Below are 25,456 nucleotides of genomic sequence, written 5' to 3'. Positions count from 1 at the left end.
TCCTCGTTAAGTGCATCGGCGACGCCAGCCTGCGGTTTCAGCGGGCGCGCACGAAATGATGCTCTATCTTCGCGCGCAACACGCCATCGACGGCCGCGAGCTGTTCGCGCAGCCGGGCCGCCCGCCTTTCGGTCATGTCGCCAAATACGATTTTTTGCTCGAGCACGTCGCCGAAGCGGGTCACGGCCCATCGGTCGACGACCACCTGTTCGCCGTCGAGCACGCCGGCGGCGGTCGAGACGACGCCGAGATCCAGACCGGATACCAGATGAACGGTGTGAGTGAGCGTGAAACCGGGGAGACAGTGCGACAGGTCTTCACAGACGGTCGACGAGGAGGAGGTATCTTGATGCATGGTGGCTCCGGATGAAGGTTGATCGAACCGGTGCCAGCCAGGCTGTTCCCGTTTCGTTGCCGTTAATCGGCCGCATCGCCTCGAGGGCTTCCACCTTGCCCGGGAGGGCAGGTTGGCGTCGGTCAGTCCGACTCTGGATGCTTTGCTGCTGCTTGATTTTTTCTTGTTCGATATTTCGAACGAGCTTTCATTATACCGAAATCAGAACGCCGGGCAAGCAGTGCGGCCACGCGCAACTTCACACCCGGCTTTCCCGGCCTTCCGGCCCGCACGCTACTTCCTGGGGACTGTGCCACGCGTTTCGGCCGCCCTGAGGAAATCGAAATCGGCGCCCTGGTCTGCCTGGGTCACGGTGTCCAGAAAGAGCTTGTGATAACCGCGGCTTGCCGTGGGCGCAGTCACCGGATTCGCCAGCGCCCGGCGCCGCAGTTCTTCGTCGTCCACGAGCAGGGCAATCTCGCGGCTGGCCACGCTCAAGCGGATGCGGTCGCCGTTGCGGACCTGCGCGAGCGGGCCGCCGATGGCGGCTTCCGGCGTGACGTGCAGCACGATGGTCCCGAATGCGGTGCCGCTCATGCGTCCATCCGAAATCCGTACCATGTCTTTCACGCCGGCCCGCGCCAGCTTCTTCGGGATCGGGATATAACCGGCCTCGGGCATGCCCGGCGCGCCTTTGGGCCCGATGCGCTTGAGGACGATCACGTCGTCGGCATGCACGTCGAGGTCGTCCGAGTCGATGCGGTTCGCCATATCGGTCGCGTCTTCGAACACCACGGCGCGGCCCTCGTGCTCCATGAGCGCCGCCGAGGCGGCCGATTGCTTGATGACCGCGCCGCCCGGCGCAAGATTGCCGCGCAGCACGGCGAGGCCGCCTTGCGGGTAAATGGGCGCGCTGGGCGGCTTCACCACGTCCTGCGCGAAGCGCGGCCCGGCGCGCTCCATCTCCTCGCCCAACGTGCGGCCGGTCACCGTCATGGCGTCGAGATGCAGCAACGGCTTCAGCTCGTGAAGCAGCGTGGCCATGCCGCCCGCCCGATGAAAATCTTCCATGTAGTGCTCGCCGGACGGCTTCAGGTTGAGCAGCACCGGCGTTTCGCGGCCCATGCGGTCCACCGCGTCCAGATCGATGTCGAAGCCCATGCGCCCGGCAATCGCGGCGAGATGCACGATGCCGTTGGTCGACCCGCCAATGGCCAGCAGCACCCGCAAGCCGTTTTCGAACGACGCGGCGCTGAGCACCTGGTCGATGGTGAGCCGCCGTTTCGCCATCGCCACGACTTGCGCGCCGGTCTGCTCGGCCACGCGCATACGGTCCGCGCTCACCGCCGGCGGCGAGGCCCCGCCCGGCATCGTCATGCCCATGGCTTCCGCCACGCAGGCCATCGTGCTGGCTGTGCCCATGACGGCGCAGGTGCCGACGCTCGGCACGAGGCGGTCGTTCACCTCGGCGATCTCGTCCGCCGTGACTTCGCCCGCGCGAAACTTGCCCCAGTAGCGGCGGCAATCCGTACACGCGCCGACGCGTTCGCCGCGATGCGCGCCTGTCACCATCGACCCGGTAATGAGCTGAATGGCCGGAATGCCCGCCGACGCCGCGCCCATCAACTGCGCAGGGACAGTCTTGTCACAGCCGCCGATGAGCACCACCGCGTCCATGGGCTGGGCGCGGATCATCTCCTCCGTATCCATCGACATGAGGTTGCGCATGAACATGCTGGTCGGCTGCGAAAAGCTCTCGTGGATGGAAATGGTCGGGAATTCCATCGGCAAGCCGCCCGCCAGCAGAATGCCGCGCTTGAGCGCCTCGATAAGCTGGGGCACGTTGCCATGGCACGGGTTGTACGCACTGCCCGTATTCGTGATGCCGATGACGGGTCGCGCCAGCGCGTCGTCGGTATATCCGGCGCCCTTGATGAAGGCCTTGCGAAGGAACAGCGAGAAGTCCGTGTCGCCGTAGTTCGTCAGTCCGCCGCGCATGCCCTGCGGATCATGGGAATCTTTTTCGTCGGGGGAGTGCTTTTCGGACATAGCCACCATCCTCGGGTCGGTTCATTCAGCCTGGTCGAAGTGCCGTCGCCGTTAAGAGTACTGCGAATTGCGCAATCAGCGAGCGGGAGAACGGCGTGACACGCGTGCCCGCGATATTACAAAACGCCTTCATTGGCGGATTGAACTCAATGCGCGCAAACTCGGTCAGTCAAGGAACCGGATTTGCTCGCTGTATTCATTTCGGCCCACTGAAGCGAAATCATGTCGACGAAACCGACCCACCCCGCGACCCAGCCCAACTCCTCCAACGAAGCTTCCCGCGCGGCCCCCAGCGCGAAAGTGCCGGCGCATCCGCACGGCGCACCGGCCGCGCCTGCTTCGCCCGTTGGCAAGCATCCCGCGCCGCCCTGCACGCTCGTGATCTTCGGCGCGGGCGGCGATCTGACCAAGCGCCTGTTGATGCCGGCGCTCTACAACCTCGCCGTCGACCGGCTGCTCGACGACGGCATGAAGATCATCGGCGTGAATCATGGCGAGCGCGAGACGCAGGCGTGGGTCGACGACCTGCACGCCGCGCTGGAAAAATTCGCCGCCGACAAGGCGAGCACCTTCCACGCCGGCAAGCTCGACGACAAGGCCTGGGACTGGGTCGCGCAGCGCCTCACCTACATGGCGGGCGAATTCGAGGACGACAGCGCGTTCGAGCGCCTCGCGCAGCAGCTGAACGGCAAGTCGCGCGGCAGCGTCGTGTTCTACCTCGCCGTGGGCGCGCGCTTCTTCAAGCCGATCATCGAGCGTCTCGGCAAGGCCGGGCTGCTCGACGAGGGCAACGACAGCAACGGCGTGTTCCGCCGCGTCGTGATCGAAAAGCCCTTCGGCGCCGATCTCGCTTCGGCGCGCGACTTGAACCAGCATGTGCTGCGCGTCGCGAACGAATCGCAGGTCTATCGCATCGACCACTTCCTCGGCAAGGACACGGTGCAGAGCATTCTCGCGCTGCGCTTCGCCAACGCGATGTTCGAGCCCGTCTGGCGGCGCGAGTACATCGACAGCGTGCAGATCACGGCTTCGGAAGTGATCGGCGTGGAAGGCCGCGGCAAGTTCTACGAGCAGACCGGCGCGTTTCGCGACATGGTGCCCAATCACCTGTTTCAGCTGCTCGGCATGGTCGCCATGGAGCCGCCCAACTCGTTCGACGCCGAAGCCGTGCGCAACAAGAAAGCCGACATTTTCGATGCGCTCAAGCCGCTCACGCCCGACGACGTGGTGTTCGGTCAATACGCCAAAGGCCCGGCGGGCGTGGGCTACCGCGAAGAGCCGGAGGTGGCGCAGGACAGCCGCACCGAAACCTATGCCGCCGCGCGCGTGCAGATCGACAACTGGCGCTGGGCAGGCGTGCCGTTCTATCTGCGTACCGGCAAGCGCCTCGCCGCCCGGCGCACGGAGATATCGGTGCAGTTGAAGAGCGTGCCGTTCCTGCTCTTTCGCGACACGCCGGTCGATACGCTCACGCCCAACGTGCTGACGCTGCGTATCGACCCGTCGCATGGCACGAGCTTCGACTTCAACGTGAAGACGCCGGGGCCGGTCGTGCAGATCGGCCCCGTGCATTCGTCGTTCGACTACGACGACTTCTTCGCGGAGCGCGCCAACGTGGGCTACGAAACCCTGCTCTACGATTGCATGCTCGGCGACCAGACGCTCTTTCAACGCGCCGATGGCATTGAAGCGGCATGGTCGACCGTGGATGGCGTATTGCACCCGGAACTCGACGCCGCGCTTCCCGTGTACGAGTATGCCGCGGGCAGCGAAGGCCCGGCGCAGGCCGATGCGCTGCTCGCGCGCGACGGCCGGGCGTGGCGCGCCCTCGCGCCGGCGCCAGCGAAGAAGACGTGAACCCGACAGCCAAGGAGAACGTATGACCAAAATCGAAAAAGCGGTCAAGAAAAGCGCTGTGAAAAGCGCGGTAAGTGCAACGCACGCCTCGCAGGACATCGAAAACATTCTCGCCATCGACGTCGGCGGCACGGGCCTGAAGGCCGCGATCATCGACGCGAGCGGCGCGATGCGCACACAGCGCGTGCGCGTGGCGACGCCGCATCCGTGCCCGCCCGCCTTGCTGGTCGAAACGCTCGCAACGCTCGCCGGCCCGCTCCTCAAGCAGTATCCGGCGACCCACGTTTCGATCGGCTTTCCTGGTTTCGTGCGCAACAATCATGTGATCACGGCGCCGCACCTCGGCCCTGACGACTGGAACGACGTGCCGCTCGCGCAGATGCTCGGCGAGCGCCTGGGCATTGCGTCGGTGCGCATGATCAACGACGCGGAAATGCAGGGCCTCGCCGCGATCGAAGGGGAAGGACTGGAATTCGTCATGACGCTCGGCACGGGCGTGGGCACGGCCATGTTCCGTGACGGCGAACTGATGCCGCACCTCGAACTCGCGCATCACCCGGTCAGCAGGAAGCGCGCTTACGACGAGTACATCGGCGACGCCGCGCGCAGCAAGGCGGGCAACAAGCGCTGGAACGCGCGCGTCGAGAAGATCATCGGCATACTCGACTCGCTCGTGCACTACGACAAGCTGTGGATAGGCGGCGGCAACGCGGCTCGCCTCACGTTCGATCTGCCGCCGAACGTGGCGACCGTGTCGAACGACCGCGGCATCGAGGGCGGCGCGCGCCTGTGGCATCCGCGTTCGGTGCGCGAAACGCGGCAGTTGCCCGCGGCCACCCAGCGCGCGGGCAAATTCCGCTAGCGGAGGGGTTAACTCACGCCGGGCCAGGGCAGCGCGCTGGCCCGCGTGCCCACCTTGCGCCCGACGATCTCGTAGATCGACACCTCGTCGCGTTCGAACGCCGTGGCCCAGTCGCGCAGATACTGACGCCACGTTTGATATTTCCGGTCGTTCACGAGTTGGCGCAGCGCCATTTCCTTCGCGCGGAAGTTGTCCTCCCACAGGCGCAGCGTGCGCACGCAATGGCGGCGCAGGTTCTGGATGTTCGACACTTCGATGCCGCTTTCGCGCATCGCGGTGAGTGCGTAGCCCAGGTCGGGCAGTTCGTCGTCGGGAAAGAGATAGCGCGCGAGGTACGCGCCGCTGTCGAGGCCGAAGCGTGAATCGATGCTGCCCGGCGCTGTGGACATGATGCCGTGGCTCACGAGCACGCCGTCCGGTTCGAGGTGTTCCTGCAGTACTGAAACGTAGTCCTGAAGATCGCTGCGGCCTTCGCATTCGAACATGCCGAGGCTCGCAATGCGGTCGAAGCGGCCTTTGACATCGGCGTACGCCTGCAGGCGGATGTCGATGCGATCGGCAAGGCCCGCGGCCTTCACGCACTCGCGCGCCCATTCGAACTGATTCTTCGACTGCGTGATACCTACGCAGCGCGCGCCGTATTGCTGCGCGGCCCGAATCACCAGTGCGCCCCAGCCGCAATCGACATCCAGCAGGCGGTGGCCCGGCTGCAGGCCGATTTTCGTGAGCACATGGTCGATCTTCTTGAGCTGCGCCGTGGCGAGGTCTTCTTCGCCGCTTTCGAACCACGCGCACGAGTAGACCATTCTCGGGTCCAGCCACATGGCGAAGTATTCGTTGGGCACATCGCCCAGGTGCGTGTCGCGCTCGGTCAGCACGCGCGTCGCAAATGATTTAAGGAATGAGCCAAACCCCTGTTTTGCTTTTCCCTCATCAGGCATCTATTTCTCCGTTTTGGCGCGTTGCGTTGTGCGGACAGGGCTCAGTGTTTGGCTTCGGCGCGCTCGTCCGTCATGCCCGGGCGCTTGCTGGTGGGTGCGAAGCGCTCGTTGCGCGGCACCCACACGCGGCGGAACTGTTCGCGCTCGCGCTCTTCCGTGAACACCGAAAGCGAAGGCTTGACGAGATCGTGGCGCGACACGATGCCGAGCAGGCGGCGGCTCTTGTCGTCGTCGACGACGGGAACGCGGTCGAGCCCCGTGATCGCCAGGCGCGCGGCCACGTTCCGGCAGGTCTCGCCGGGCAGCGCAACTTCGGGCAGTGCATCGGAGAAAAGCGCGCCGATGGGCGCATCCGCGGAACTGGGCAACGCACGGTCGAGCAGCGCGCGGTCGGCCATGCCCACGAGCACGCCGTTGTCGACCACGGGGAACGCGCGGAACTTCTGCTGCGCGCCGAAGTAGGTGCGCAGCACGTCGGCGACCGGCGTGCGGGCGTCGATCGATTGCACGCCCTTGGTCATGACCTCATCCACGTAGTGCCGCTCGAGCGGGTCGATGCTGTATTCGCGGTAAATGTGATAGCCGCGGCGCGCGATCTTCTCGGTGAGAATCGAGCGGCGCATGAGCAGCACCGTGAAGCCGTACGCCACCGCCGCCGAAGCGAGCAGCGGCAGCAAGGCATTGGCGTCGCCCGTGAGTTCGAACGCGAACACGGCGGCCATGACCGGCGCGCGCATCATGCCGCCGAGCGCGGCCGCCATGAAGATGAGCGGCCACACCGCGGGCTCGTGGCCCGGCATGTAGGGGCCGGCCAGCGCGCCCACGCCCGCGCCCATCATCAGCAACGGTGCCAACACGCCGCCCGAGGTGCCCGAAGCGAGCGCAATGACCCAGATGATGGCCTTCACGACCACGATGCCGATCACCGCCTGCATGGCGAGGTGGTTATGCAACAGATCGCCGATCACGTCGTAGCCCACGCCGAGCGTGCGCGGCTGAAAGTACCCGCCAATGCCCACCGCGATGGCGCCGAGCGCCGGCCACCACATCCAGTGAATCGGCAGCTTGCCGAACAGGTCCTCGACCTTGTAGAGCCACGTGGACAGGCCCCACGACAACGCGCCCGCGACGAGCCCGGCAATGCACGACGACACGATGCCGACCGTGCCGAGCGGCATGGTTTGCAGCGGAAAGAGCGGGCCGCTGCCGAGCAGCAGCGGACGCGTGAAGCCGGCGACGGCGCAGGCAATGGCGACGGGCAGCAGGCTGCGCGGCCGCAATTCGAACAGCAGCAGCTCGATGGCGAGCAGCACGGCGGCGACCGGCGTGCCGAACACCGCGGTCATGCCCGCCACCGCCCCCGCCACGAGCAGCGCCTTGCGCTCCGCCCCCGAGAGGTGGAAGAACTGTGCGATGAGCGAGCCGATCGCCCCGCCCGTCATGATGATCGGGCCTTCTGCCCCGAACGGCCCGCCGCTGCCGATCGCAATGGCGGACGCAAGCGGCTTGAGCACGGCGACTTTCGGCGACATCTTGCTCTTGCCGAACAAGATGGCTTCGATGGCTTCGGGAATGCCGTGGCCGCGGATCTGCTCCGAGCCATAGCGCGCGATCAGCCCTACGATCAGGCCGCCGATCACGGGCATCGCGACCACGAGCAGGCCGAGCGTGTTCTCGGCCGGCGAATGATTGGCCGTGGAAAACGACTGGAAGAAGAACAGGTTCGTGAAGAAGCGGATGAGGTGCAGGAGAAAGTCCGCCGCGACGGTGCTCAGCGCGCCGCCGGCGGCCGCAATGGCGCTAATGCGCAGAAGCCGGACATCGGTCGCGAAATCGCCCCTGTCGCCGTTGTGATTGCTCATGGTTCCTCTTGCCGCTCGAAATCGGTCAGTAACGTCCTCCGCACTTTATATCACATTATGATGTAACTCGTGGCACTGGCTGAATCCGTCGCCGCTCAGGAGCGGGCCGCGCCGCTGCCCTTGCGGGCTTGCCCGCCCCCGTCGGCAAAGAGTTCGACCACGAGTTCGCGCAGCCAGCGGTTGCCTTCGTCGTGCTGCACGCGCGCGTGCCAGAGCAAATGAATCGGCGCGGCGGGCAGCTTCATGGGCAGCGCGCTCAGGCTCAGCGAAAACGGCTTCGCCAGTTGCAGCGCCAGCCGCTCCGGCACGGTGGCGATCAGATCGGTGCGTTCGAGGATGTAGCCCACGCTCATGAAGTGCGGCACCGAGAGCCGCACCTGACGCTTCACGCCGCGCCGTTTCAGCCACTCGTCGACCTGGCCGTGCCCCGTGCCCGCCGACACCACCACCAGATGCTCGGCCTCGCGCCAGCTCGCGAGCGTGAGCGCCGCGTTCTCCAGCGGATGCCCGCGCCTGAAGAGGCAGACATAGCGCTGATCGAAGAGGCGCCGCTGATAGAAGCCGCCCTTGAGTTGCGGCAGCAACCCGATAGCCAGATCGACCCGGCCGTCGGCCATCTCGTCGCTGAGATTGACGCCCGTATTGCGCACGGTATTGAGCGCGACGCCCGGGGCTTCGCGCGCGAGGCGCTCGAGCAGCGCGGGCAGAAACACGACCTCGCCGATGTCGGTCATGCCGATCGTCATGGTGCGCGTGGCGCGCAGCGGATCGAAGCCGGTCACGGGATTGAGCGCGCCGTGCAACGTGGCGAGCGCCTGCGCGACCGGTTCCGCGAGACGCAGCGCGAACGGCGTGGGCACCACGCCGCCCGGTCCGCGCACGAAGAGCGGATCGCCCAGCAGGCGGCGCAACTTCGCGAGCGCGTTGCTCACGCCGGGCTGGCTCATGTTCATCTGCTCGGCCACGCTCGCCACGCGCCGCTCGCGCATGAGCCGATGAAATAGCAGCAGCAGGTTCAGATCGATGTCACCCAGTTCCATTCATTCAATCCAGTGATGAAGTAGATTCATTCCATTTTATTGTGGAATGAGAAGCGGCTGCCGAGAATACGGACACGGTGTGAGCGTGACGAACCAGCGCCAGCCGACCCCACATATCTGAATATCGGAGACACAGTCATGAAACCACGTGATCTGAAGATTGCGATCGTCGGCGCTGGCATCGGCGGCCTCACACTCGCGCTCGCGCTGCGCGAGCACGGCATCGACGCGCAACTCTTCGAGCAGACCGACGAGCTGCGCGAAGTGGGCGCGGCCGTCGCGCTCTCGGCCAACGCCACACGCTTCTACGAGCGCATGGGCCTGCGCCCGGCCTTCGAGAAAGTCTGCGCGGAAGTCCCGGGACTCGTCTATCGCGACGGCCGCAGCGGCGCGGTGATCGGCCACCATCGCGGCGCACCGGACTCCCGCGGGCAATTCGGCGGCTCGTACTGGGGCGTGCATCGCGCCGATCTGCAAGCGGTGCTGTCGGGCGCGGTCGGGCTCGAGCGCATCAAGCTCAGCCATCGGCTCGCCGATCTCGCGCAGCATGCCGATCGCGTGAGCCTGACCTTCGCCAACGGCGAACGCGTCGATGCCGATCTCGTGATCGGCGCCGACGGCGCGCGCTCGATCACGCGGCGCTGGATGCTGGGCTACGACGACGCGCTGTATTCGGGCTGCTCGGGCTTTCGCGGCGTGGTGCCCGCGGAGCGCATGGACCTGTTGCCCGATCCCGAAACCATTCAGTTCTGGGTCGGGCCGGGCGGCCATCTGCTGCACTATCCGATTGGCGACAAGGGCGACCAGAACTTCCTGCTGGTGGAGCGCCATCCCTCGCCGTGGCCGTCGCGCGAGTGGGTCATGCCTGCAGAGGAAGGCGAGCAACTGCGCCTTTTCAGGGACTGGCACCCGGCCGTCGTGCAGATGATCACCGCCGTGCCGGTCAGCCAGCGCTGGGGGCTGTTCCACCGCCCGCCGCTCGGCCGCTGGAGCAAGGGCCGCATCACGTTGATCGGCGACGCCGCGCATGCGCTCGTGCCGCACCACGGCCAGGGCGCGAACCAGTCGATCGAGGATGCCGTGGTGCTGGCCGACCAGCTGGCGAAGGCGGGCCCGGCCAACTGGCGCGAGGCGCAGGAAGCCTACGAGCGCCTGCGCCGGGGCCGCACGCGCAAGGTGCAGTACGCTTCGATCACCACGGCGGACGTGCTGCATCTGCCCGACGGCCCCGCCGCGCAGGAACGCAACGCCCGGCTCGGCTCGCGCGAGGGCGTGCTCAATCATCTGGACTGGATCCACGATTTCGACGCGCTGGCACAGGAGCCGAACGAGCGCCAAGGGGGGACGTGGCTGTAAAGGGGGCCGGCAAGTTGCACAGTTAATGATCCGTTAATCTCGGCACGCTAGAATCGCCGCTTTCAACCGACCATTTCTGAGCACGGAGCGCCCATGCAAATCGCCGCCGATTCGCGCTATGACTTCGTAGCGCGCCTGCTTCACTGGCTCGTCGTCGCACTCGTGGCGGCGCAGTTCGTGATCGGCTGGACCATGCCCGATGTGCACCGCGACACGCGCCCCGTTGGCGAAATTGCGTGGCATCTGGGCGTCGGCACGGCGCTCGTCGCCGCCATGGTGTGCCGTCTGGTCTGGCGCGCCACCCATCGCCCGCCGCCCGACGACCAGACGCCGTTCATGCGCGCCGTGGCGGCCCTCACGCATGTCGGCCTCTACGCCCTGCTCATCGCGGTGCCGGTGCTCGGCTGGATCAACGCCTCGTCGCGTGCATGGGACGTCACGCTGTTCGGCGCCATCCCCCTGCCCGCGCTCTCCGCTGCGGGATCGTCGTTCGGGCACGCCATGGGCGACGTCCACAGCGTGCTCGCGTGGGTGCTGTTCGCGTTCATCTGCCTGCATGTGGCCGCGGCGCTGTTTCATCGTTTCGTGCTCAACGATCGTGTGCTGCAGCGCATGAAGCTCTAACGCCAGCGGTCATTGGCCGTTCGGCGGCGCATCCGGCTCGGTCACGAAGCCGACCTTCGCGAGTCCTGCGGCGCTCGCCGCCGCGAGCAGCTGCGCGACACGCCCGTACGGCGTGGCGCGATCGGCCGAGAGCCGGATCTCGGGCTGCGGCGTGAGCCGCGCGGCTTCCACCAGGCGCGCCGATAGACCGGACTCCTGAACAGGCTGCGCGTTCCAGCTCATGTGGCCAAGCGCATCGACGACGATGTCGACGTGCGGCGCGGCCAGATCCTCGCGCTGGCTGGTCGCGCGCGGCAACGCCAGCTGCGCGGATTGGTGCAGAACCGGCAGCGTCACCATGAAGATCACGAGCAGCACCAGCATCACGTCGATCAGCGGCGTCATGTTGATGTCGGCCGCCGGCATCGCTTCGTCTTCCACATCGCGATCGTCGTTCATACCCGTTCCTTCATCGTCGCAGGCGCGCTGCCCGTGAGCAACAGCGCGTGCACCCCGTAGGCGAAGCGGTTGAGCTGCGCGACGATATCGCGCGAGACGCGCGCGAGCGCGTGGTAGCCAAGCACGGCGGGAATCGCCACGCACAGGCCGAGCGCCGTCATGATGAGCGCTTCGCCAACCGGCCCCGCGACGTGTTCGAGACTGGCGTTGCCACTCGCGCCGAGCGCGAGCAGCGCATGGTAGATGCCCCACACGGTGCCGAGCAGGCCGACGAACGGCGCCGTGCTGCCGATCGAGGCCAGCAGGCCAAGGCCGCGCTGAAGACGCGTCGAGCTCTCGCTCACCGAAGCCCTGAGGCTGCGCAGCAGCCATTCGCTCAGGTCGACGCGCCCGCGGTGCCCGGCGCTGCTCGCCTCGTGGTGCGCCAGCGCGCGCTGGCCGGCGCAGGCCAATTCGAAGAACGGCATGCCGGGGCGGCCCAGCGCGTCGATGCCATCGTCGGCTTCCCGGAAGTGCCTTTGCGCGGATCCGGCATGGCGGCGCAAGCGCGCAAACTCGAACGCCTTCAACACGATCACCGACCACGACACGATCGACATCGCTATGAGCAGCGCCGCCACGAAGCGTGTCATCGGATCGCCCTGAGCCCACAGGTGCGCGATTCCATAGGTTGGCATGAGGTCCTCCGTTTCATTCGCTGAGGGTGAACGTGAACGGCACGTCGGCGCGCGCCGGCACCGGCTTGCCGTCCTCGGCATACGGTTGGCAACGGCTCGCGAGCGCCGCGGCGCGCGCCGCTTCGTCGAGCCTCGCGTAGCCGCTGGTCGTTGCTACGCGCGCGGCGACCACATGGCCGTCCGCTGCGGTTTCGAGTTCGATGACGGCCGTGCCCGCCTCGGCGCGGCGCAATGACTGCGCGGGGTAATCGGGCTTCGTGAGCGCGCAGTCCAGATGAGCAACGCGGCGCGGCGTGTCCGCGGCCGGCGCCTGGGCGACGGGGGCGGGTTGCGATTGCGGCTGCGGTTGCGGTTGCGGTTGCGGTTGCGGTTGCGGTTGCGGCTGCGGTTGCGGTTGCGGTTGCGGTTGCGGTTGCGGTCCAGCTATGCGGTTCGTTGGCATTGCGGCTTCGGGGGCAGCATGTGCGGCAGGTGCTGCCGCTGGCGACCAGGGCGTGCGGGTGACGCTTTGCGCGTGCACAGGCGCCGCTGGACGCGTTCGAGCCGGCTGCACAGGATTGCTTCGGATTGCTTCATGAGTTGACCGACTCGGCGAGGACGTTCGCGCAGGCGCTTCGCTCTTGTGCGACTCCGGCGCGATCAGCACGGCCTCCACGACCCTCACGCGTACCGGCATGGCGTGCGACGCGCTCGCCTCCCAGCGTGCCACCGCAATCAGCGCGGCATGCAGCGCGAGCACGCTCGCGACCACAGCGGCGATTGCCGCGCGTCGCCCCAACACGTGCCGGCCGAAAACCACACGCTCACCGCGATCGAAGCGTGCAACGACCGACGCCATGTCGATTCTCCACTCAAAGCGCGAGCGAGTTCTGCCGGCTGCGGAACACGATCGGCCGCTCGTCGTCGCGCGTTGGCCGTCTCGCGAATGCCACGGTCTGCACGATGCGGTCGTGATGCGGCGACTTCGCGCACACCGGGTCGGCCGCGGCGGCGTCGCCGGTCAGCAGGTAGGCCTGGCATCGGCAGCCGCCATGATCGGCGTGACGCTCGTCGCAACTGCGGCAGGGCTCGCGCATCCAGCCGTCGCCGCGAAACGCGTTGAACGCTTCGCTCTCGTACCAGATCTGCCGCAGCGGCACGTCGCGCACGTTCGGCAGCACGAGGCCCGGCAGCGAACGCGCCGCGTGACATGGCAACGCCGCGCCATCGGGCGCCACGCCGAGAAACACGCTGCCCCAGCCGCTCATGCACGCTTTCGGCCGTTGTTCGAAGTAGTCGGGCACGACGAACAGAATGCGGCAGCGCTCGCCAATCCGGGCGCGATAGCGATTCACGGTCTCCTCCGCTTCGCGAAGCTGCTCGGCGGTGGGCATCAACTGATCGCGGTTGAGCATGGCCCAGCCGTAATACTGCGTGTTCGCAAGCTCCAGATAGTCGGCGCCCAGTTCGAGCGCCATGTCGATGATCTGCGCGATGTGCGGCAGGTTGAAACGATGCAGCACGCAGTTGAGGACCATGGGATAGCCATGCGCCTTCACGAGCCGCGCAACGTTGCGCTTGAGTTCGAACGTGCGCGTGCTCGTGAGAAAGTCGTTGAGTTCGCGCGTGGAATCCTGCATCGACACCTGGATATGATCGAGCCCGGCCGCCTTGAGCCGCTCGATGCGCTCGACGTTCAAGCCGATCCCGGACGTGATCAGGTTCGTATAGAAGCCAAGCTGGCGCGCATGCGCGACGAGCGCTTCCAGGTCGTCGCGCAGCAGCGGCTCGCCGCCGGAGAAGCCGATCTGCGCCGCGCCCAGTTCGCGAGCGGCGCTGATGGTCGCGAGCCATGTTTCGGTGTCGAGTTCTTCGCCGTGCCGCGCGAAGTCCACCGGGTTGTAGCAGAACGCGCAATGCAGCGGGCAGCGATAGGTCAGCTCGGCGAGCAGCCAGAGCGGCTTGGGCAGGGGAGCGGGAGCGGAAGCCATGTCAGTCGAGCCAGCCGCGCAGCCGCGCGTGATCGAGAAAGCGATAGACGTCGGGCGCCAGCTCGGAGGTGCTGAAAAGCCGCTCCAGTTCGCCGATGATCTCGTCGAGTTCGTGCGCGCCGTCACAGCGCGCGAGTATCTCGCCCGCGCTCGAATTGAGCTGCACCATCCCTTCGGGATAGAGCAGGACGTACGCGTCCTGGGCCGCTTCCCACTGCAAGCGGTACATGCCACGCAAGCGCGGGCGCAGCGGCACGCCGCTGCCTGCATCGGGCACTATCGGGTTCATATGGGCCACGCCTTTTCGACCGCATCGAGGATCGACCAGAGAATATCGAGCTTGAACTGCAGGATCTCCACCGCACGCTGCTGCTCGGCAGGCGTGCGGAAATGGCTCAGTGTCACTTCGAGCCCGTGTTCGACGTCGCGCTGCGCGAGCGGCACGCGGCTGCGGAAATACTGAAGGCCTTGCGGCTCGATCCACGGGTAATGCGAAGGCCAGCCCGCGAGCCGGTCCAGATGAATCTGCGGCGCGAACATCTCGGTGAGGGACGAACACACGCCCTCCTGCCACGGCGCACGGCGCGCGAAATTCACGTAGGCGTCGACCGCGAAGCGCACGCCGGGCAGCACGAGTCGTTGCGACCACATCGTGTCCCGATCGACGCCGACGGCTTCGCCGAGGCGCACCCAGGCTTCGATGCCGCCTTCGTTTTCGCCTTGCCCGTCGTGGTCGGTCAGACGCTGGATCCAGCGGCGGCGCGTGGCGCGGTCGGGGCAGTTCGAAAGGATCGCCGCATCCTTGAGTGGAATGTTGACCTGATAGTAAAAGCGGTTCGCGACCCACCCGCGGATCTGCGCTGGCGAACAACGTCCGCCGTTGAGCATCCGGTTGAATGGATGGTGAATGTGATAGCGCGATTCGAGTGCACGAAGACGCGACTCGAATTCATTCGCAGTCCATGGTATTGCGTGCGCGTTTTCAAGCTTGAGAGGTGCGTTCATCGTCATACCTGGAACTGCATGCCGTCGTGGGCCACATCGATACCGTGTGCACGCAGTTGCGCGTGCTCGACGGAATGCGGGTCGAGAATCGGATTCGTGTTGTTGATATGCGTGAGCACCTTGCGCGTGCCGCGCGGCAACGTGTCGAGCCAGTCGATCATGCCCGGCCGGCCGTCGCCGCCGCGCTGCGCGAGATGCCCCATGTCGGCCGCGTGCTTCGTAGAGAGGCCGAGGTCGATCATTTCGGTGGTGGTCCAGAACGTGCCGTCCACGAGCACGAGGTCGGCTCGGCGCATGGTGCCGAGCACATCGGTGCTCATCTGTGCGAGACCGGGCGCATAGAACGCGCACGTGCCCGCTGCGACATCCTCGATCAGGAGTGCGATATTGTCTCCGGGCGCGGATGCCTCGCGGCGTGGCGAATATGGCGGCGGCTTGCTCTCCACGGGCAGCGCGGTAAAGCGCAGGCCGGCGCAAGCGGCAATCGTGAACGGCTCGCCGGGCGAGACCGCATGTGCTTCGACGCCGCAGTAATGACCGAGCAGCGGCACGAGCGGCAACCCGCCCGACAGATCGTCGAGCACCGGCGCGCACGCATAGAGCGGCAGCGGCGAGGTGCGTTCGCGCAGCATCAGCAGGCCCGTTACATGGTCGATCTGCGCGTCGGTCAGCACGACGGCCGCGAGCGCGCTATCGCGCGTGGCGCGCGCGGGCTGCAGATCGGGATGCGAGCGCAACTGCGCAAGCAGATCCGGCGACGCGTTGACGAGCACCCAGTCCACGCCGTCACCGCTCACCGCGATCGACGACTGCGTGCGCGGCAGCACATCGCCGCACGCCTGCCGCGCGCGGCGGCAATTCGCGCAGTTGCAGTTCCATTGCGGCAGGCCGCCGCCCGCCCCTGAACCCAGTATCCTGATCTTCATGATCGTTCTCGCTGCATGCCGTCCGCCATGCCTCGCTGGCCGCGCGGACGGCACGCTGCCGTGCGCTCAGCGGTTGGCGATGTACATCGTGATTTCGAAGCCGAAACGCAGGTCGGTATAAGCGGGGGTGGTCCACTGCATGACATGTCTCCTTGTTTGAGATTGAGGCTGCATACCGCATCGAATGTGCGGCCAGTCTCTTCAAAGCAAGGGGCATGCCGATGCGAGCCAGCGTTCGCCCGATGCGGCCAGTGCTGCCGGCGTGGAAAAGGGTGTTGCGTTTCGGAACACGGGTGCTACAGGATGCAACACCCGTGGGACAGTGGAGGAGACAGGAAGCGACCTGGCCGCGCGCGAATGGCGCTTCAGGCGTCGCCCGAACCGCGCCCGGAATCGGCAGTGGGCATCTTGCGGTAGATGGTATTGCGCGACACGCCCAACGCCCGCGCCGCAGCCGACACGTTGCCGCCATGGCGCGCGAGCGTGGCCGCGATGGTCGACGCGGTCACATCTTCGAGGCGCGCGTCCTCCGGCACCAACGGCTCCGCGTGGGCATGCGCCAGGGGCAATGCCTGGGTCTGGCCGCAGCAGCGCAGATCGTCGAAGAAGTCGTCGGGCAGATGCTCGCGCCGGATCTGGCCGTCGTCGTCGACCATGGCCGCGGCCGTGCGCAGCAGGTTGCCGAGCTGCCGGAAGTTGCCGGGCCACGCGCAACGCTCGAACAGCGCCATCACGTCCGGTGCGACGCTGAGCGGCTGCACGTTCGCACGCCCGTGCGATTCGCGGTGCAGGAGCTTCTGGATCACGACCGCGAGATCCGTGCGGTCGCGCAGCGGCGGAAGGCGCACTACGAGGCCGTTGAGCCGGTAATACAGGTCCTCGCGGAAGCGGTTCTGCGCGATCATCTCGCGCAAATCGCGGTGCGTCGCGCAGATGATCGCGATATCGACGGGAATGGTCTTCGTCGAGCCGAGCGGATTGACCATGCGCTCCTGCAGCACGCGCAAGAGGCGCACTTGCAGCGGATACGGCATGTCGCCGATCTCGTCGAGAAACAGCGTGCCGCCGTTCGCCTGCAACAGCTTGCCCGCCGCGCCCTTGCGCCGCGCGCCGGTGAACGCGCCCTCCTCGTAGCCGAACAGCTCGGATTCAATAAGCGTTTCCGGAATCGACGCGCAATTCACCGCCACGAATGGCTGGTCGCGGCGCGGCGAATCGTTGTGGATGGCCTGCGCGAGCAGTTCCTTGCCCGTGCCGGTTTCGCCGGTGACGAGAACCGGGATGTCCTTGCCGATCACCTTGCGGACCTTCGCGATCACGAGCGCCACTTGCGGATCGCCCGTGTCGAGATAGCTCAGGCGCGAGAGGCCCATGGAAAGCGGCTGCGCCGTCGCAAAGGCGGCCGGCTGCGCAGCCGCGCCATGCACCACAACGGGTCGGGCGCCTTCGGCCAGCGTGGCACGCCTGAATTGCACGCGCGCGCAAACCACCGCCCCGCTCGCCAGATTGAGCATGAGGTGCGATTCCAGGCCCGCGTGCACACGGTCGATCAGTTGCGCGCTGGTGGTCTGGAATAGCGACGAGAGCGTATGGGCGCGCAGCGCGGCGAGCGAGAGGCCGAGCTGAAACTGCGCGCTGCGGTTGGCCGAGAGAAAGCGCCCGTCGCACGTGAAGGCGGCGATGCCCTCCATGAGCGTGCCGAGGAATTCCGGGCGGCCATGAAACGAGACCTGCAGCGTCTCCTGAAAAGTCGTCGCGAACAAATGATTCTCAATCATCTGCACCGACATGCGCGCGAGCGCCATGGTGTGCTGGTGATAGCTGCGATGGTCGCCCGTCACGTCCAGCACGCCGATCACGTCGCCGTACGGGTCGAAGATCGGCACGCTCGAACAGGTGAGGAAGCGGTTCGCCGCGAGGTAATGCTGGTCGCCGTGCACGACCATCGCACAGCGCTCGGCGAGCGCGGTGCCGATCGCGTTGGTGCCCTGGCGGTCCTCGGCCCAGTTGGCGCCGGGCCGCAGCGCGACCTTTTCGGCGCGCTGGAGGAAATCGTCATCGCCGATCGAATGCAGGATCAAGCCTTCGGCATTGGTCAGCACGATCATGCTTTGCGTGTTGACGATCTGCTCGTGCAGCGTCTCCATGACCGGCGTGGCATGCATGCACAGCACGCGGTTCTGCTCGCGCTTGAGCTCGAGCCCCGCGCCCGAAAGCACGTCGTAATCCGGTCTCGCGCCCGCGCGCAGACCGAAGGTCTCCGAGCGCTCGTGCGCCTTCTGAATGGCCGGTGCGGGCCAGCCATTGGACACCTGGACCGCTTGACCCGCGGCCATCTGTACGTCGTCGCGCATGCTCTCCTCCACGATTGGCCGGTACCTTGCCGGACACTTCGGTACTTCTCGGTGTCCTCTAATAGCAAGCTCCGGGCCATCCGGCCATCGATTCCAGCCAGCCGGTTTGCGCCGAACGCGCGCGCGACGCGCAACACGCTGTGTAAGCGAACCGTATGCAAGGCAGCGTGCGTCGATCGAAACACGTGCCACGCGATTCGCCAGCCTGTGTATTACCTTAAATGGCCCGCGTGGAGGAATGCGGACTCACCCCGATGCGTACGCTCGGCCCCTGAGTTCAATCCCAGGCGTAATGGAGGCCCACCCAGAAACCGCGCGGCGCGCCTGGTCCGACGAATTGCTCGTTCACCGGATTCGCGCCGTCGAACGTGTGGCCGGGCCCGTTGAAGAAGTTCTGGCCCAGCACGCCGAAGCTCGCATAGCGCCTGTCGAACAGGTTCGTCACGTTCGCGTAGACCTCCAGCCGTTTCGTGACGCGATAGCGCGTGTCGAGATCCACGAGCACATAGCCCGCGATCTTTCCATTGGCATCCTGATTGTTTTCATCGCCTTGCGCATACACGCCGCTGCGCCACGTGATGTTCGTGCCGATGCTCCATTGCGCCGTGGCCGCGTAGTCGAGCCGCAGCTTGACGGCATGTGCCGGAATGCCGGGCACGTGGTCGCCCGGCCGCACCGTGATGACGCCGTTCGCATCCGCCGAAGAATTCGCGGAGCTTTGTTCGGTCCATGTCGAGCGGTAGGTCGCGTCCACATAGCTGTAGTTCAGGCTGATGCCAATGGCGCCGAACGCCGTGTGACCCGCCAGCTCGACACCCTGGCGGCGCGTCTTGCCGACGTTCTGGAAATAGCCCTGGGTGCTGCCCGCCGCGTTCACGAACTCGATGTCGTTGGAGAGCGTGGTGCTGAACGCGGCGGCGCTCCACGTGGTCTGCGCGCCGATACGGCCGCGTGCACCGGCCTCGAAGGTCTTCGATACCACGGGCTGCAGCGCCGGATCGGCCACGAAGTCGTTCGGCAGCGAGCACGGCGCGGCCGGGTCCGCGCACGCAAGCTCGATAGCGGTGGGCGCGCGCATGCCTTCGTTGTAGGTCGCGTAGACGGTGACGGCGGGCAGCGGATTCCAGTTGAGCCCCACGGCCGGATTGAAGCGCGAGAATGTGTGATAGCCGTCGAGCAGCGGCTGCACGCCGCTTTCGTCTGCGATGCGCGCACTCGCCCAGTCGTAGCGGCCCGACAGCGTGAGAGTCCATTGCGGCGTGAGCGCGAGCGTTTCGTTCAGGTAGATGCCATAGTTCGCGTTGCGCGTTTTGGCATCGGTCTGCTGCACGAAATCGCCGATGCCGACTGTCGCGCGATCGGGCGTGAACGTGGCGTCCTGCGAAGACGACACGTAGCGCGAGTTCGCAAAGTCCGCCGCCACGCCCGCAACGAGCTGGCTGCCGATGCCGCCCAGCTTGCCGAGCAGTGTCAGCTGCAGGCTCGCGCCGAAGCTGTCCGTCGTCACGATGGAATCGACGTTGCTGCCCTCCAGCGTGTCGACGTTGCCGTTTGCGTCGATCGAGCCGTAGTCCGTGTTGTTGTTGCTGCTCACGTTCTCGTTGCGCAGATGGCGATAGTAGGCGTTGCCGCTCAGCTCCACGTTGTCGTTGAAGAAGTGTTCGCCCGAGAGCGTGAGGTAGCCCACGCTGTTGCGGTTCAGGTCCGGAAACGTATAGGCCTGTTTCGGGTTGTCCAGAAACGAGCGCGGAATGGTCTGGCTGCCGTACAGCTGGTTGTCCGCGCCGCCGCCCGAGATCGAGAGCGTGGTGTCGTCGTCGGTATAGCGCAGCTTGCCGAATCCCTGGCGCACGCGGCTCGCGTTGTGGTCGGCCCAGCCGTTGTCGTTCGTGACGTTCGCGTTCGCGTAATAGTCGACGTGCGGCCCGAGCGTGCCGCCCTGCTCGAACTGCGCGCTCTTGCGCCCCCATGAGCCGCCCGAGAGATCGATGTCGCCGCCGGGGCTCGTGCGCCCGTTCTTCGTGGTGATCGCGATGGCACCGCCCAGCGTGTTGAGGCCGTAGACAGGATTCGAGCCTGGAATGAGCTGGATCTTGTCGATCGCGCCGGCCGGTATCAGGTCCCAGTTCACCACGTCGCCAAACGGCTCGTTCACGCGCACGCCGTCGACGAACACCGACAATCCCTGAGGCGTGCCGAGCACTGGCGAAGCCGTGAAGCCGCGATAGTTCAGGTTCATCTGAAACGGATTGCCCTGGGCGTCGGTCACGCTCACGCCCGGCAGGTTCGCGGCGAAGAAGTCGGTCAGCGTTTCGCGGTGCTGTGTCGCGAGATCCTGCGCGGTCACGGTCTGCACGTTGGCCGGCACCTTCGCGAGCGGCGTACCGATGCCGAGCAGCGGCGTCGTGCCGACCACCACGACAGCGGGCAGCACGAGCGGACCCGACGCTTCGCTCGTCGCGCTGTTATCCGCTGCGCTCTGTGCCTGCGCGATGGCCAGTGTCGATGTACCGGCGCATAGCGCGCCGAGGGCGAGGCTCGTGCCGAGCGTCGCATACGCGCGCCTGGCGCCCACCGCCTTCTCTGGAATCAACTTTCGTCTCCATCTGTTTTATCCGCTCGTGCAGCTCGACCCCATAGCGTCGAGCGCCGACCGATGCACGCACAACCGTCTCCTCTTTGCCGTGATCTAGCCAGGAACGTGCCAGCGTGTATGGCGGCGCCCTTTGCCATGCCGCGCTTGTCATCGGCACGATGCGATACCGCGCAGCGCCTTTCGGAGCGACCGGCCCACTGTCACGTTCGCCAACACTCTTCGCCGCGGCCTGTATCGGAATGCAACACATCGGCCACACGCGGGGCACCTCGCCGGGAAGCCGGTCAACCGGCTGCATCGCCCGCCTCGCAACGCATCGCGGCCAATGGCATACGACTTGCAAGAACGGCAGCGCACCCGGACCGGCCCCATCCCCGCGCATCCAGCCTGACCGCTTCCCGCGCGTGCATCGACAAATACTCAGGAGACGAAGATGAAGAGACGCTCGGCTGCGGCAAGCCGGCTTGCGACCTGCGCCATGGCCATCGCAGCGGCGATGTCCTTGAACGCGCGCCCAGTGGATGCCGCCTCGGACTATCCGCCCGTGACCTATGACCGCCTGACCCGCGCGCAAAGCGACCCGGGCTGGCTCACGTACTACCGCAGCTACAACGGCCAGTCGCATTCGCCGCTCAAGCAGATCGACGCGTCGAACGTCGGCGAACTGAAGCAGGCGTGGAGCTACCAGTTTCCCGCCGAGCTGAAGCAGGGCTTCGAGGCGACGCCGATCGTCAACGGCAACTACCTCTTCGTCAGCACGCCGAAAGATAACGTCTACGCCTTCGATGCGAAGACCGGCGCACAACTCTGGAAATACGAGCCGAAGCTCGGCGCGGAGTCGTTCAAGACCGCGTGCTGCGACGTGGTGAACCGCGGCGTGGCGCTCTATGGCAAGAACGTCTATATCGCCATGCTCAGCGGCGAAATCGCCGCGCTCGACGCGAAGACCGGCGACGTGGTCTGGAAGAAGCAGATGTTCGAGCCGGGACTCGGCTATGCGTTCTCGCTCGCGCCGCTCGCGCTCGACGGCTCGATCGTCGTGGGCACCTCGGGCGGCGAGTACGGCATTCGTGGCTATATCGCCGCGCTGAACCCCGACGACGGCGCGATCGTGTGGAAGCGCTACACCATTCCGGGCTCCGGCGAAAAAGGCGCGGAAACCTGGCCCGACGGCATGCAGGCGCATGGCGGCGGCGCCGCGTGGCTCACCGGTACCTACGACGCCGCGAGCCGCACGCTGTACTGGGGCGTGGGCAACCCCGGCCCGTGGCTCGCCGCGCTGCGTCCTGGAGACAATCTGTACTCCGATTCACTGCTCGCGCTCGACCCGAAGAACGGCAAGCTCAAATGGCATTACCAGTACACGAGCAACGACACGTGGGACTATGACGGCGTCAACACGCCGATCCTCGCGAACATCCAGTACAAGGGCAAGGATTACGACGCCATCATCCACGCCGACCGCAACGGCTTCTTCCACGCCATCGACCGTCAAACGGGCAAGCTGATCTACGCGGAGCCGTTCGTGAAGGCAAGTTCGGTGACGGGCTACACGGACGACGGCAAGCCGGTTCAGGACCCGTCGAAATACCCGAAGGCCGGCACAACCATCGACACGTGCCCGAGTTTTCTGGGCGGCAAGAACTGGTGGTCGGTGTCCTACGATCCGGAGCGGCACATTGCCGTGGTGCCCGCACTTCACGCGTGCATGAGCCTCTCGGGCAAGTCGGTGAGCTATATGGAAGGTCTGCCCTATCTCGGCGAAGGCTTCGAAATCAAGCCTGAACCGGGCAGCGAAGGCTATGGCGAGCTGCAGGCCATCGACGTGAACACCGGCAAGAAGCTCTGGGGCCATTGGACCAAGATGCCCTGGAACGGCGGCGTGGCGACCACGGCCAGCGGTCTCGCGTTCAGCGGCTCGCTCGACGGCCATCTCTATGCATTCGACGTCGCCACCGGCAAGGTGCTCTGGGAAAGCCCGCAGCTCGCGAGCGGCATCATCGCGCAGCCTTCCGTGTTCGAAGTCGACGGCAAGGAGTACGTCGCCGTGCTGGCGGGCTACGGCGGCGCAAATCCGATCTGGGGCGGCCCGATGGCCGATGTGGCAAAGGATGTCCCGCGCGGCGGCACGCTCTACGTGTTCGCACTGGACCGGGGCTGAACCTGGGCTGAACGACGCTCTCGCCTTTCGCCGCACGCAGGTGTGCAAGCCACGCGCGCTTGCGTGCGGCCCCGACTTCACTGGAACACACGATCATGAATATCCGGATCACCTGGCTCGCCGTGGCCGCCGCGCTCGCGGCAGGCGGCGCGCACACCAGCGCCCAGGCGGCGGCGAACGCCGTGCGTGTCTGCACGCTCCCAGGCAGCCCGACGGCCGCGCTCGACCAGGCCGTCGCGCGCGCAGTGCTGAAAACCGCCGGCGTGGCCGCAACGTTCGTCACCCACGGCATCGACGACGATGGCGGCGACGACGGCATCTCGGCGCACGAACTCGCCAGCGCGCTGGGCCGCGACTGCGACCTCGTTGCGGGCTTCCCGCGCTCGAGCGTCGCCGACGCATCGGGCTCGCAGATGATTTTCTCACAAGGCTACCTGCGCTCGGGCTATGTCAGCCTCACGTTGCGCCACCCGCGCGCCGCCGCACCCGCTGCCCACGGCAAGGAAACGGTCGCGGCGACCTGGTCGAGCCCGTCGCAACTCATCGCCGTGCAGGAGAAGAACGCGCGCTTCGACCTGGAGAACACCTCCGAACTAACCGTCGACGCGGTCGCGAAAGGACGCGCACAGCGCGCGATCGTCTGGTATCCGGCCGTCGTGGCTTACCAGCGCGCGCATCCGCAGCATCAATTCGCGGTCGCGGCGACGGCCTCGCCGTATGCCGACTGGCATCTCGTGTTCGCATCGGGGGCCGGCATGCGTGCGCTGCAAGCGCGCATCGACGACGCCCTTGCCCGCATGAACGACGACGGCCGTCTCGCCGCACTCACGCGCGGCTGGACGCTGCCGGAAAGCGCCGCGAGCGCCTCACTCGATCGCACGACGACTTCATATCAGCGCAGCGCCATGCACGGCCCAGGCGCCTTCATCAAGGTCGCCGCAACGACTGGCGGCAACGCGCCCGCGTTCGACCACGAGCAGGTCGAGCACGGCCAGCATCTTTATTCGGAATCCTGTGCGAAATGCCACGGTGCGCAACTCGAAGGGATCACCGCGCCCGCGCTGAGCGGCCCGGCCTTCGCCCCGGCCGCGAATTCGCATCTGACCATCGGCGGCATCTATCAATACATGTCGACCAACATGCCGGCCGACCGCCCGGGGAAGATGAGCGATCAGGAGTACGCCGATCTGATGGCCTTCCTGCTCTACACGAACGGCTATGACACGGGCAACGCAAAGCTCACTGCCGAGGCCGCGCAATCGTCGACCACGCCGCTCAACGCCGGACCGCGCCACTAACCCAACCCAGGAAACCCGCATGATCTCCCGCAATCGCAGAACCTTCATCCTTCATACTGCCGGTCTTTGCGCCGCGCTCGCCACGGCCGGGCGCGCACTCGCCGGCCCCGCCCTCGTCGACGAGAACGACACGACCGCGAAGTCGCTGGGCTATCGCGCCAAAGCCAGCAGCGTCGACGCAGGCAAGTTTCCGAAGTACGCGGCGGGTCAGCGCTGCGCGACTTGCCGCTTCTATGCTGGCGCGGCCGCCGACGCTTCAGGCGCGTGCCCGATGTTCCCCGGCAAGGCGGTGACCGCCGATGGCTGGTGCAACGTCTACGCCCAGCGGGCCTGAACACTCGCCACCACGCGCGCTCACAGCGACATGCCGCCGTCGATGGTGAGGCTCGAGCCCGTCATATAGCCGGACTCCTTGCGCGCGAGCCACGCAACGAGCCCGGCAATCTCGTCCGGGTCCGCCGCGCGCTTGAGCAGAATGAGCGGCTTGATCGCCTCGATGTGTTCGGCGGTCATGTCGGTGACCGTCGGCCCCGGCTGGATATTGTTCACCGTGATGCCACGGCTCGCGAGATCCACGGCCGCCCCCTTCACCATGACGGCAACGGCGGCCTTCGTCATCGAGTACACGCTCGAACCCGGATGGCCGCTGCGCACCGCCGTGTTGCTGCCGATCGTGATGATGCGGCCACCCGCGGTCAGTTGCGCGGCGGCGGCCTGAATGGAGAGAAAGACGCCGCGCACGTTGATGCTGAGCATGCGGTCGAGGTCCTCGACGCTCACGGTCGCGATGTCGCCGAGCATGAGGATGCCCGCGTTGATCACGGCGATGTTCAGTGTTCCGAATCGTTCCACGGTCTGCGCAACGGCGCCCCGGATGGCGGCCGGATCGGCGCTATCGGCGTGAATGGCCAGACCCGCGCGGCCTGCGGCTTCGATAGCGGCAACGGTTTCGGCCGCACGCTGCGGCGCTGAAACGTAGGTCAGCGCGACATCGGCGCCTTCCTGCGCCAGGCGTCGGGCTGCCGCCGCGCCAATGCCCCGCGAACCGCCGAATACGAGCGCGGTTTTTCCCTCGAGTGTGACAGTCGTTTCCATTTGCCTCTCCT

General features: G+C 66.3%; 23 protein-coding genes and 1 riboswitch. Of the genes, 7 read left to right on the top strand and 16 right to left on the bottom strand.

Features of this window, described 5'->3' with window-relative positions; translation table 11 throughout:
* Positions 1–37: 37 nt before the first annotated feature.
* Together AB4Y35_RS21450 and AB4Y35_RS21445 are read right to left on the bottom strand one after the other, a co-directional pair.
* Positions 38–355, bottom strand: coding sequence for a hypothetical protein (locus AB4Y35_RS21450; RefSeq protein WP_254318483.1), 318 nt, complete (start codon positions 353–355; stop codon positions 38–40).
* Between the two features lie 42 nt (positions 356–397).
* A riboswitch (SAM-I-IV-variant riboswitch) is annotated at positions 398–501 on the bottom strand.
* Between the two features lie 127 nt (positions 502–628).
* The gene (locus AB4Y35_RS21445; RefSeq protein ID WP_368705826.1) at positions 629–2,383 is read right to left on the bottom strand and encodes an IlvD/Edd family dehydratase; all 1,755 of its coding nucleotides are present in this window, start codon (positions 2,381–2,383) and stop codon (positions 629–631) included.
* Between the two features lie 222 nt (positions 2,384–2,605).
* Between AB4Y35_RS21445 and zwf the strand changes: the two genes are divergently transcribed.
* Together zwf and AB4Y35_RS21435 are read left to right on the top strand one after the other, a co-directional pair.
* A complete protein-coding gene (zwf, locus tag AB4Y35_RS21440; RefSeq protein WP_368705825.1) occupies positions 2,606–4,240 on the top strand; it encodes a glucose-6-phosphate dehydrogenase in 1,635 nt (544 codons plus the stop codon).
* Between the two features lie 22 nt (positions 4,241–4,262).
* The gene (locus AB4Y35_RS21435; RefSeq protein WP_368705824.1) at positions 4,263–5,102 is read left to right on the top strand and encodes an ROK family protein; all 840 of its coding nucleotides are present in this window, start codon (positions 4,263–4,265) and stop codon (positions 5,100–5,102) included.
* Between the two features lie 8 nt (positions 5,103–5,110).
* On the opposite strand, the gene AB4Y35_RS21430 is transcribed toward AB4Y35_RS21435, so the two are convergent.
* The 3 genes from AB4Y35_RS21430 to AB4Y35_RS21420 form a co-directional block, all read right to left on the bottom strand.
* Complete coding sequence (locus AB4Y35_RS21430) at positions 5,111–5,980, bottom strand: class I SAM-dependent methyltransferase (protein WP_368705823.1); 870 nt, start codon at positions 5,978–5,980, stop codon at positions 5,111–5,113.
* Between the two features lie 104 nt (positions 5,981–6,084).
* Positions 6,085–7,905, bottom strand: a complete 1,821-nt coding sequence (locus AB4Y35_RS21425) for a chloride channel protein (protein ID WP_368687133.1) — start codon at positions 7,903–7,905, stop codon at positions 6,085–6,087.
* A gap of 95 nt (positions 7,906–8,000) precedes the next feature.
* A complete protein-coding gene (locus AB4Y35_RS21420; RefSeq protein WP_368705822.1) occupies positions 8,001–8,945 on the bottom strand; it encodes a LysR family transcriptional regulator in 945 nt (314 codons plus the stop codon).
* Between the two features lie 138 nt (positions 8,946–9,083).
* Between AB4Y35_RS21420 and AB4Y35_RS21415 the strand changes: the two genes are divergently transcribed.
* Positions 9,084–10,301 (top strand): FAD-dependent monooxygenase, encoded by a 1,218-nt coding sequence (locus AB4Y35_RS21415; protein WP_368705821.1) that lies wholly within the window; start codon positions 9,084–9,086, stop codon positions 10,299–10,301.
* A gap of 99 nt (positions 10,302–10,400) precedes the next feature.
* Positions 10,401–10,925 (top strand): cytochrome b, encoded by a 525-nt coding sequence (locus tag AB4Y35_RS21410; protein ID WP_342923619.1) that lies wholly within the window; start codon positions 10,401–10,403, stop codon positions 10,923–10,925.
* Positions 10,926–10,934: 9 nt separating this feature from the next.
* Here the strand turns inward: AB4Y35_RS21410 and AB4Y35_RS21405 are convergent, their stop codons facing one another.
* The 10 genes from AB4Y35_RS21405 to AB4Y35_RS21360 all read right to left on the bottom strand — a co-directional run bounded on the left by AB4Y35_RS21405 (position 10,935) and on the right by AB4Y35_RS21360 (position 20,888).
* On the bottom strand, positions 10,935–11,363 hold the full coding sequence (locus tag AB4Y35_RS21405; RefSeq protein ID WP_368705820.1) for an ExbD/TolR family protein: 429 nt from the start codon (positions 11,361–11,363) through the stop codon (positions 10,935–10,937).
* Complete coding sequence (locus AB4Y35_RS21400) at positions 11,360–12,040, bottom strand: MotA/TolQ/ExbB proton channel family protein (RefSeq protein ID WP_368705819.1); 681 nt, start codon at positions 12,038–12,040, stop codon at positions 11,360–11,362. Before AB4Y35_RS21400 ends, AB4Y35_RS21405 begins: the two co-directional genes overlap by 4 nt.
* 13 nt (positions 12,041–12,053) lie before the next feature.
* On the bottom strand, positions 12,054–12,878 hold the full coding sequence (locus tag AB4Y35_RS21395; protein ID WP_368705818.1) for a TonB family protein: 825 nt from the start codon (positions 12,876–12,878) through the stop codon (positions 12,054–12,056).
* A 13-nt stretch (positions 12,879–12,891) separates the two neighbouring features.
* Positions 12,892–14,010, bottom strand: coding sequence for a pyrroloquinoline quinone biosynthesis protein PqqE (gene pqqE, locus AB4Y35_RS21390; protein WP_368705817.1), 1,119 nt, complete (start codon positions 14,008–14,010; stop codon positions 12,892–12,894).
* A gap of 1 nt (position 14,011) precedes the next feature.
* Positions 14,012–14,299, bottom strand: a complete 288-nt coding sequence (pqqD, locus tag AB4Y35_RS21385; protein ID WP_069262319.1) for a pyrroloquinoline quinone biosynthesis peptide chaperone PqqD — start codon at positions 14,297–14,299, stop codon at positions 14,012–14,014.
* Positions 14,296–15,015 carry a pyrroloquinoline-quinone synthase PqqC gene (gene pqqC / locus AB4Y35_RS21380; RefSeq protein WP_368705816.1) on the bottom strand — a complete coding sequence of 240 codons (720 nt, stop codon included), beginning with the start codon at positions 15,013–15,015 and terminating at the stop codon, positions 14,296–14,298. Before pqqC ends, pqqD begins: the two co-directional genes overlap by 4 nt.
* Before the next feature lie 2 nt (positions 15,016–15,017).
* Positions 15,018–15,941 (bottom strand): pyrroloquinoline quinone biosynthesis protein PqqB, encoded by a 924-nt coding sequence (pqqB, locus tag AB4Y35_RS21375; protein ID WP_368705815.1) that lies wholly within the window; start codon positions 15,939–15,941, stop codon positions 15,018–15,020.
* Positions 15,942–16,007: 66 nt separating this feature from the next.
* On the bottom strand, positions 16,008–16,082 hold the full coding sequence (gene pqqA, locus AB4Y35_RS21370; RefSeq protein ID WP_006410019.1) for a pyrroloquinoline quinone precursor peptide PqqA: 75 nt from the start codon (positions 16,080–16,082) through the stop codon (positions 16,008–16,010).
* Positions 16,083–16,306: 224 nt separating this feature from the next.
* On the bottom strand, positions 16,307–18,295 hold the full coding sequence (locus tag AB4Y35_RS21365) for a sigma-54-dependent Fis family transcriptional regulator (protein ID WP_368705814.1): 1,989 nt from the start codon (positions 18,293–18,295) through the stop codon (positions 16,307–16,309).
* A gap of 277 nt (positions 18,296–18,572) precedes the next feature.
* Entirely contained in the window at positions 18,573–20,888 is a 2,316-nt protein-coding gene (locus AB4Y35_RS21360; protein ID WP_368705813.1) for a TonB-dependent receptor, read from the bottom strand.
* 436 nt (positions 20,889–21,324) lie between these two features.
* On the opposite strand from AB4Y35_RS21360, the gene AB4Y35_RS21355 reads away from it, so the two are divergent.
* The 3 genes from AB4Y35_RS21355 to AB4Y35_RS21345 all read left to right on the top strand — a co-directional run bounded on the left by AB4Y35_RS21355 (position 21,325) and on the right by AB4Y35_RS21345 (position 24,684).
* A complete protein-coding gene (locus AB4Y35_RS21355; protein WP_368705812.1) occupies positions 21,325–23,052 on the top strand; it encodes a methanol/ethanol family PQQ-dependent dehydrogenase in 1,728 nt (575 codons plus the stop codon).
* A 95-nt stretch (positions 23,053–23,147) separates the two neighbouring features.
* Positions 23,148–24,350, top strand: a complete 1,203-nt coding sequence (locus AB4Y35_RS21350) for a c-type cytochrome (RefSeq protein ID WP_368705811.1) — start codon at positions 23,148–23,150, stop codon at positions 24,348–24,350.
* Positions 24,351–24,369: 19 nt separating this feature from the next.
* A complete protein-coding gene (locus tag AB4Y35_RS21345; RefSeq protein ID WP_368705810.1) occupies positions 24,370–24,684 on the top strand; it encodes a high-potential iron-sulfur protein in 315 nt (104 codons plus the stop codon).
* A gap of 20 nt (positions 24,685–24,704) precedes the next feature.
* Here AB4Y35_RS21345 and AB4Y35_RS21340 read toward each other — a convergent pair whose 3' ends face one another.
* Positions 24,705–25,445, bottom strand: a complete 741-nt coding sequence (locus AB4Y35_RS21340; RefSeq protein ID WP_368705809.1) for an SDR family NAD(P)-dependent oxidoreductase — start codon at positions 25,443–25,445, stop codon at positions 24,705–24,707.
* Positions 25,446–25,456 lie beyond the last annotated feature (11 nt).

Origin of the sequence: Paraburkholderia sp. EG286A, assembly GCF_040965375.1 — a bacterium.
In the GTDB taxonomy this organism is placed as follows: domain Bacteria; phylum Pseudomonadota; class Gammaproteobacteria; order Burkholderiales; family Burkholderiaceae; genus Paraburkholderia.
Note: the sequence above shows the minus strand (reverse complement) of the source record. Positions and strands in the feature narration are given on the sequence as shown.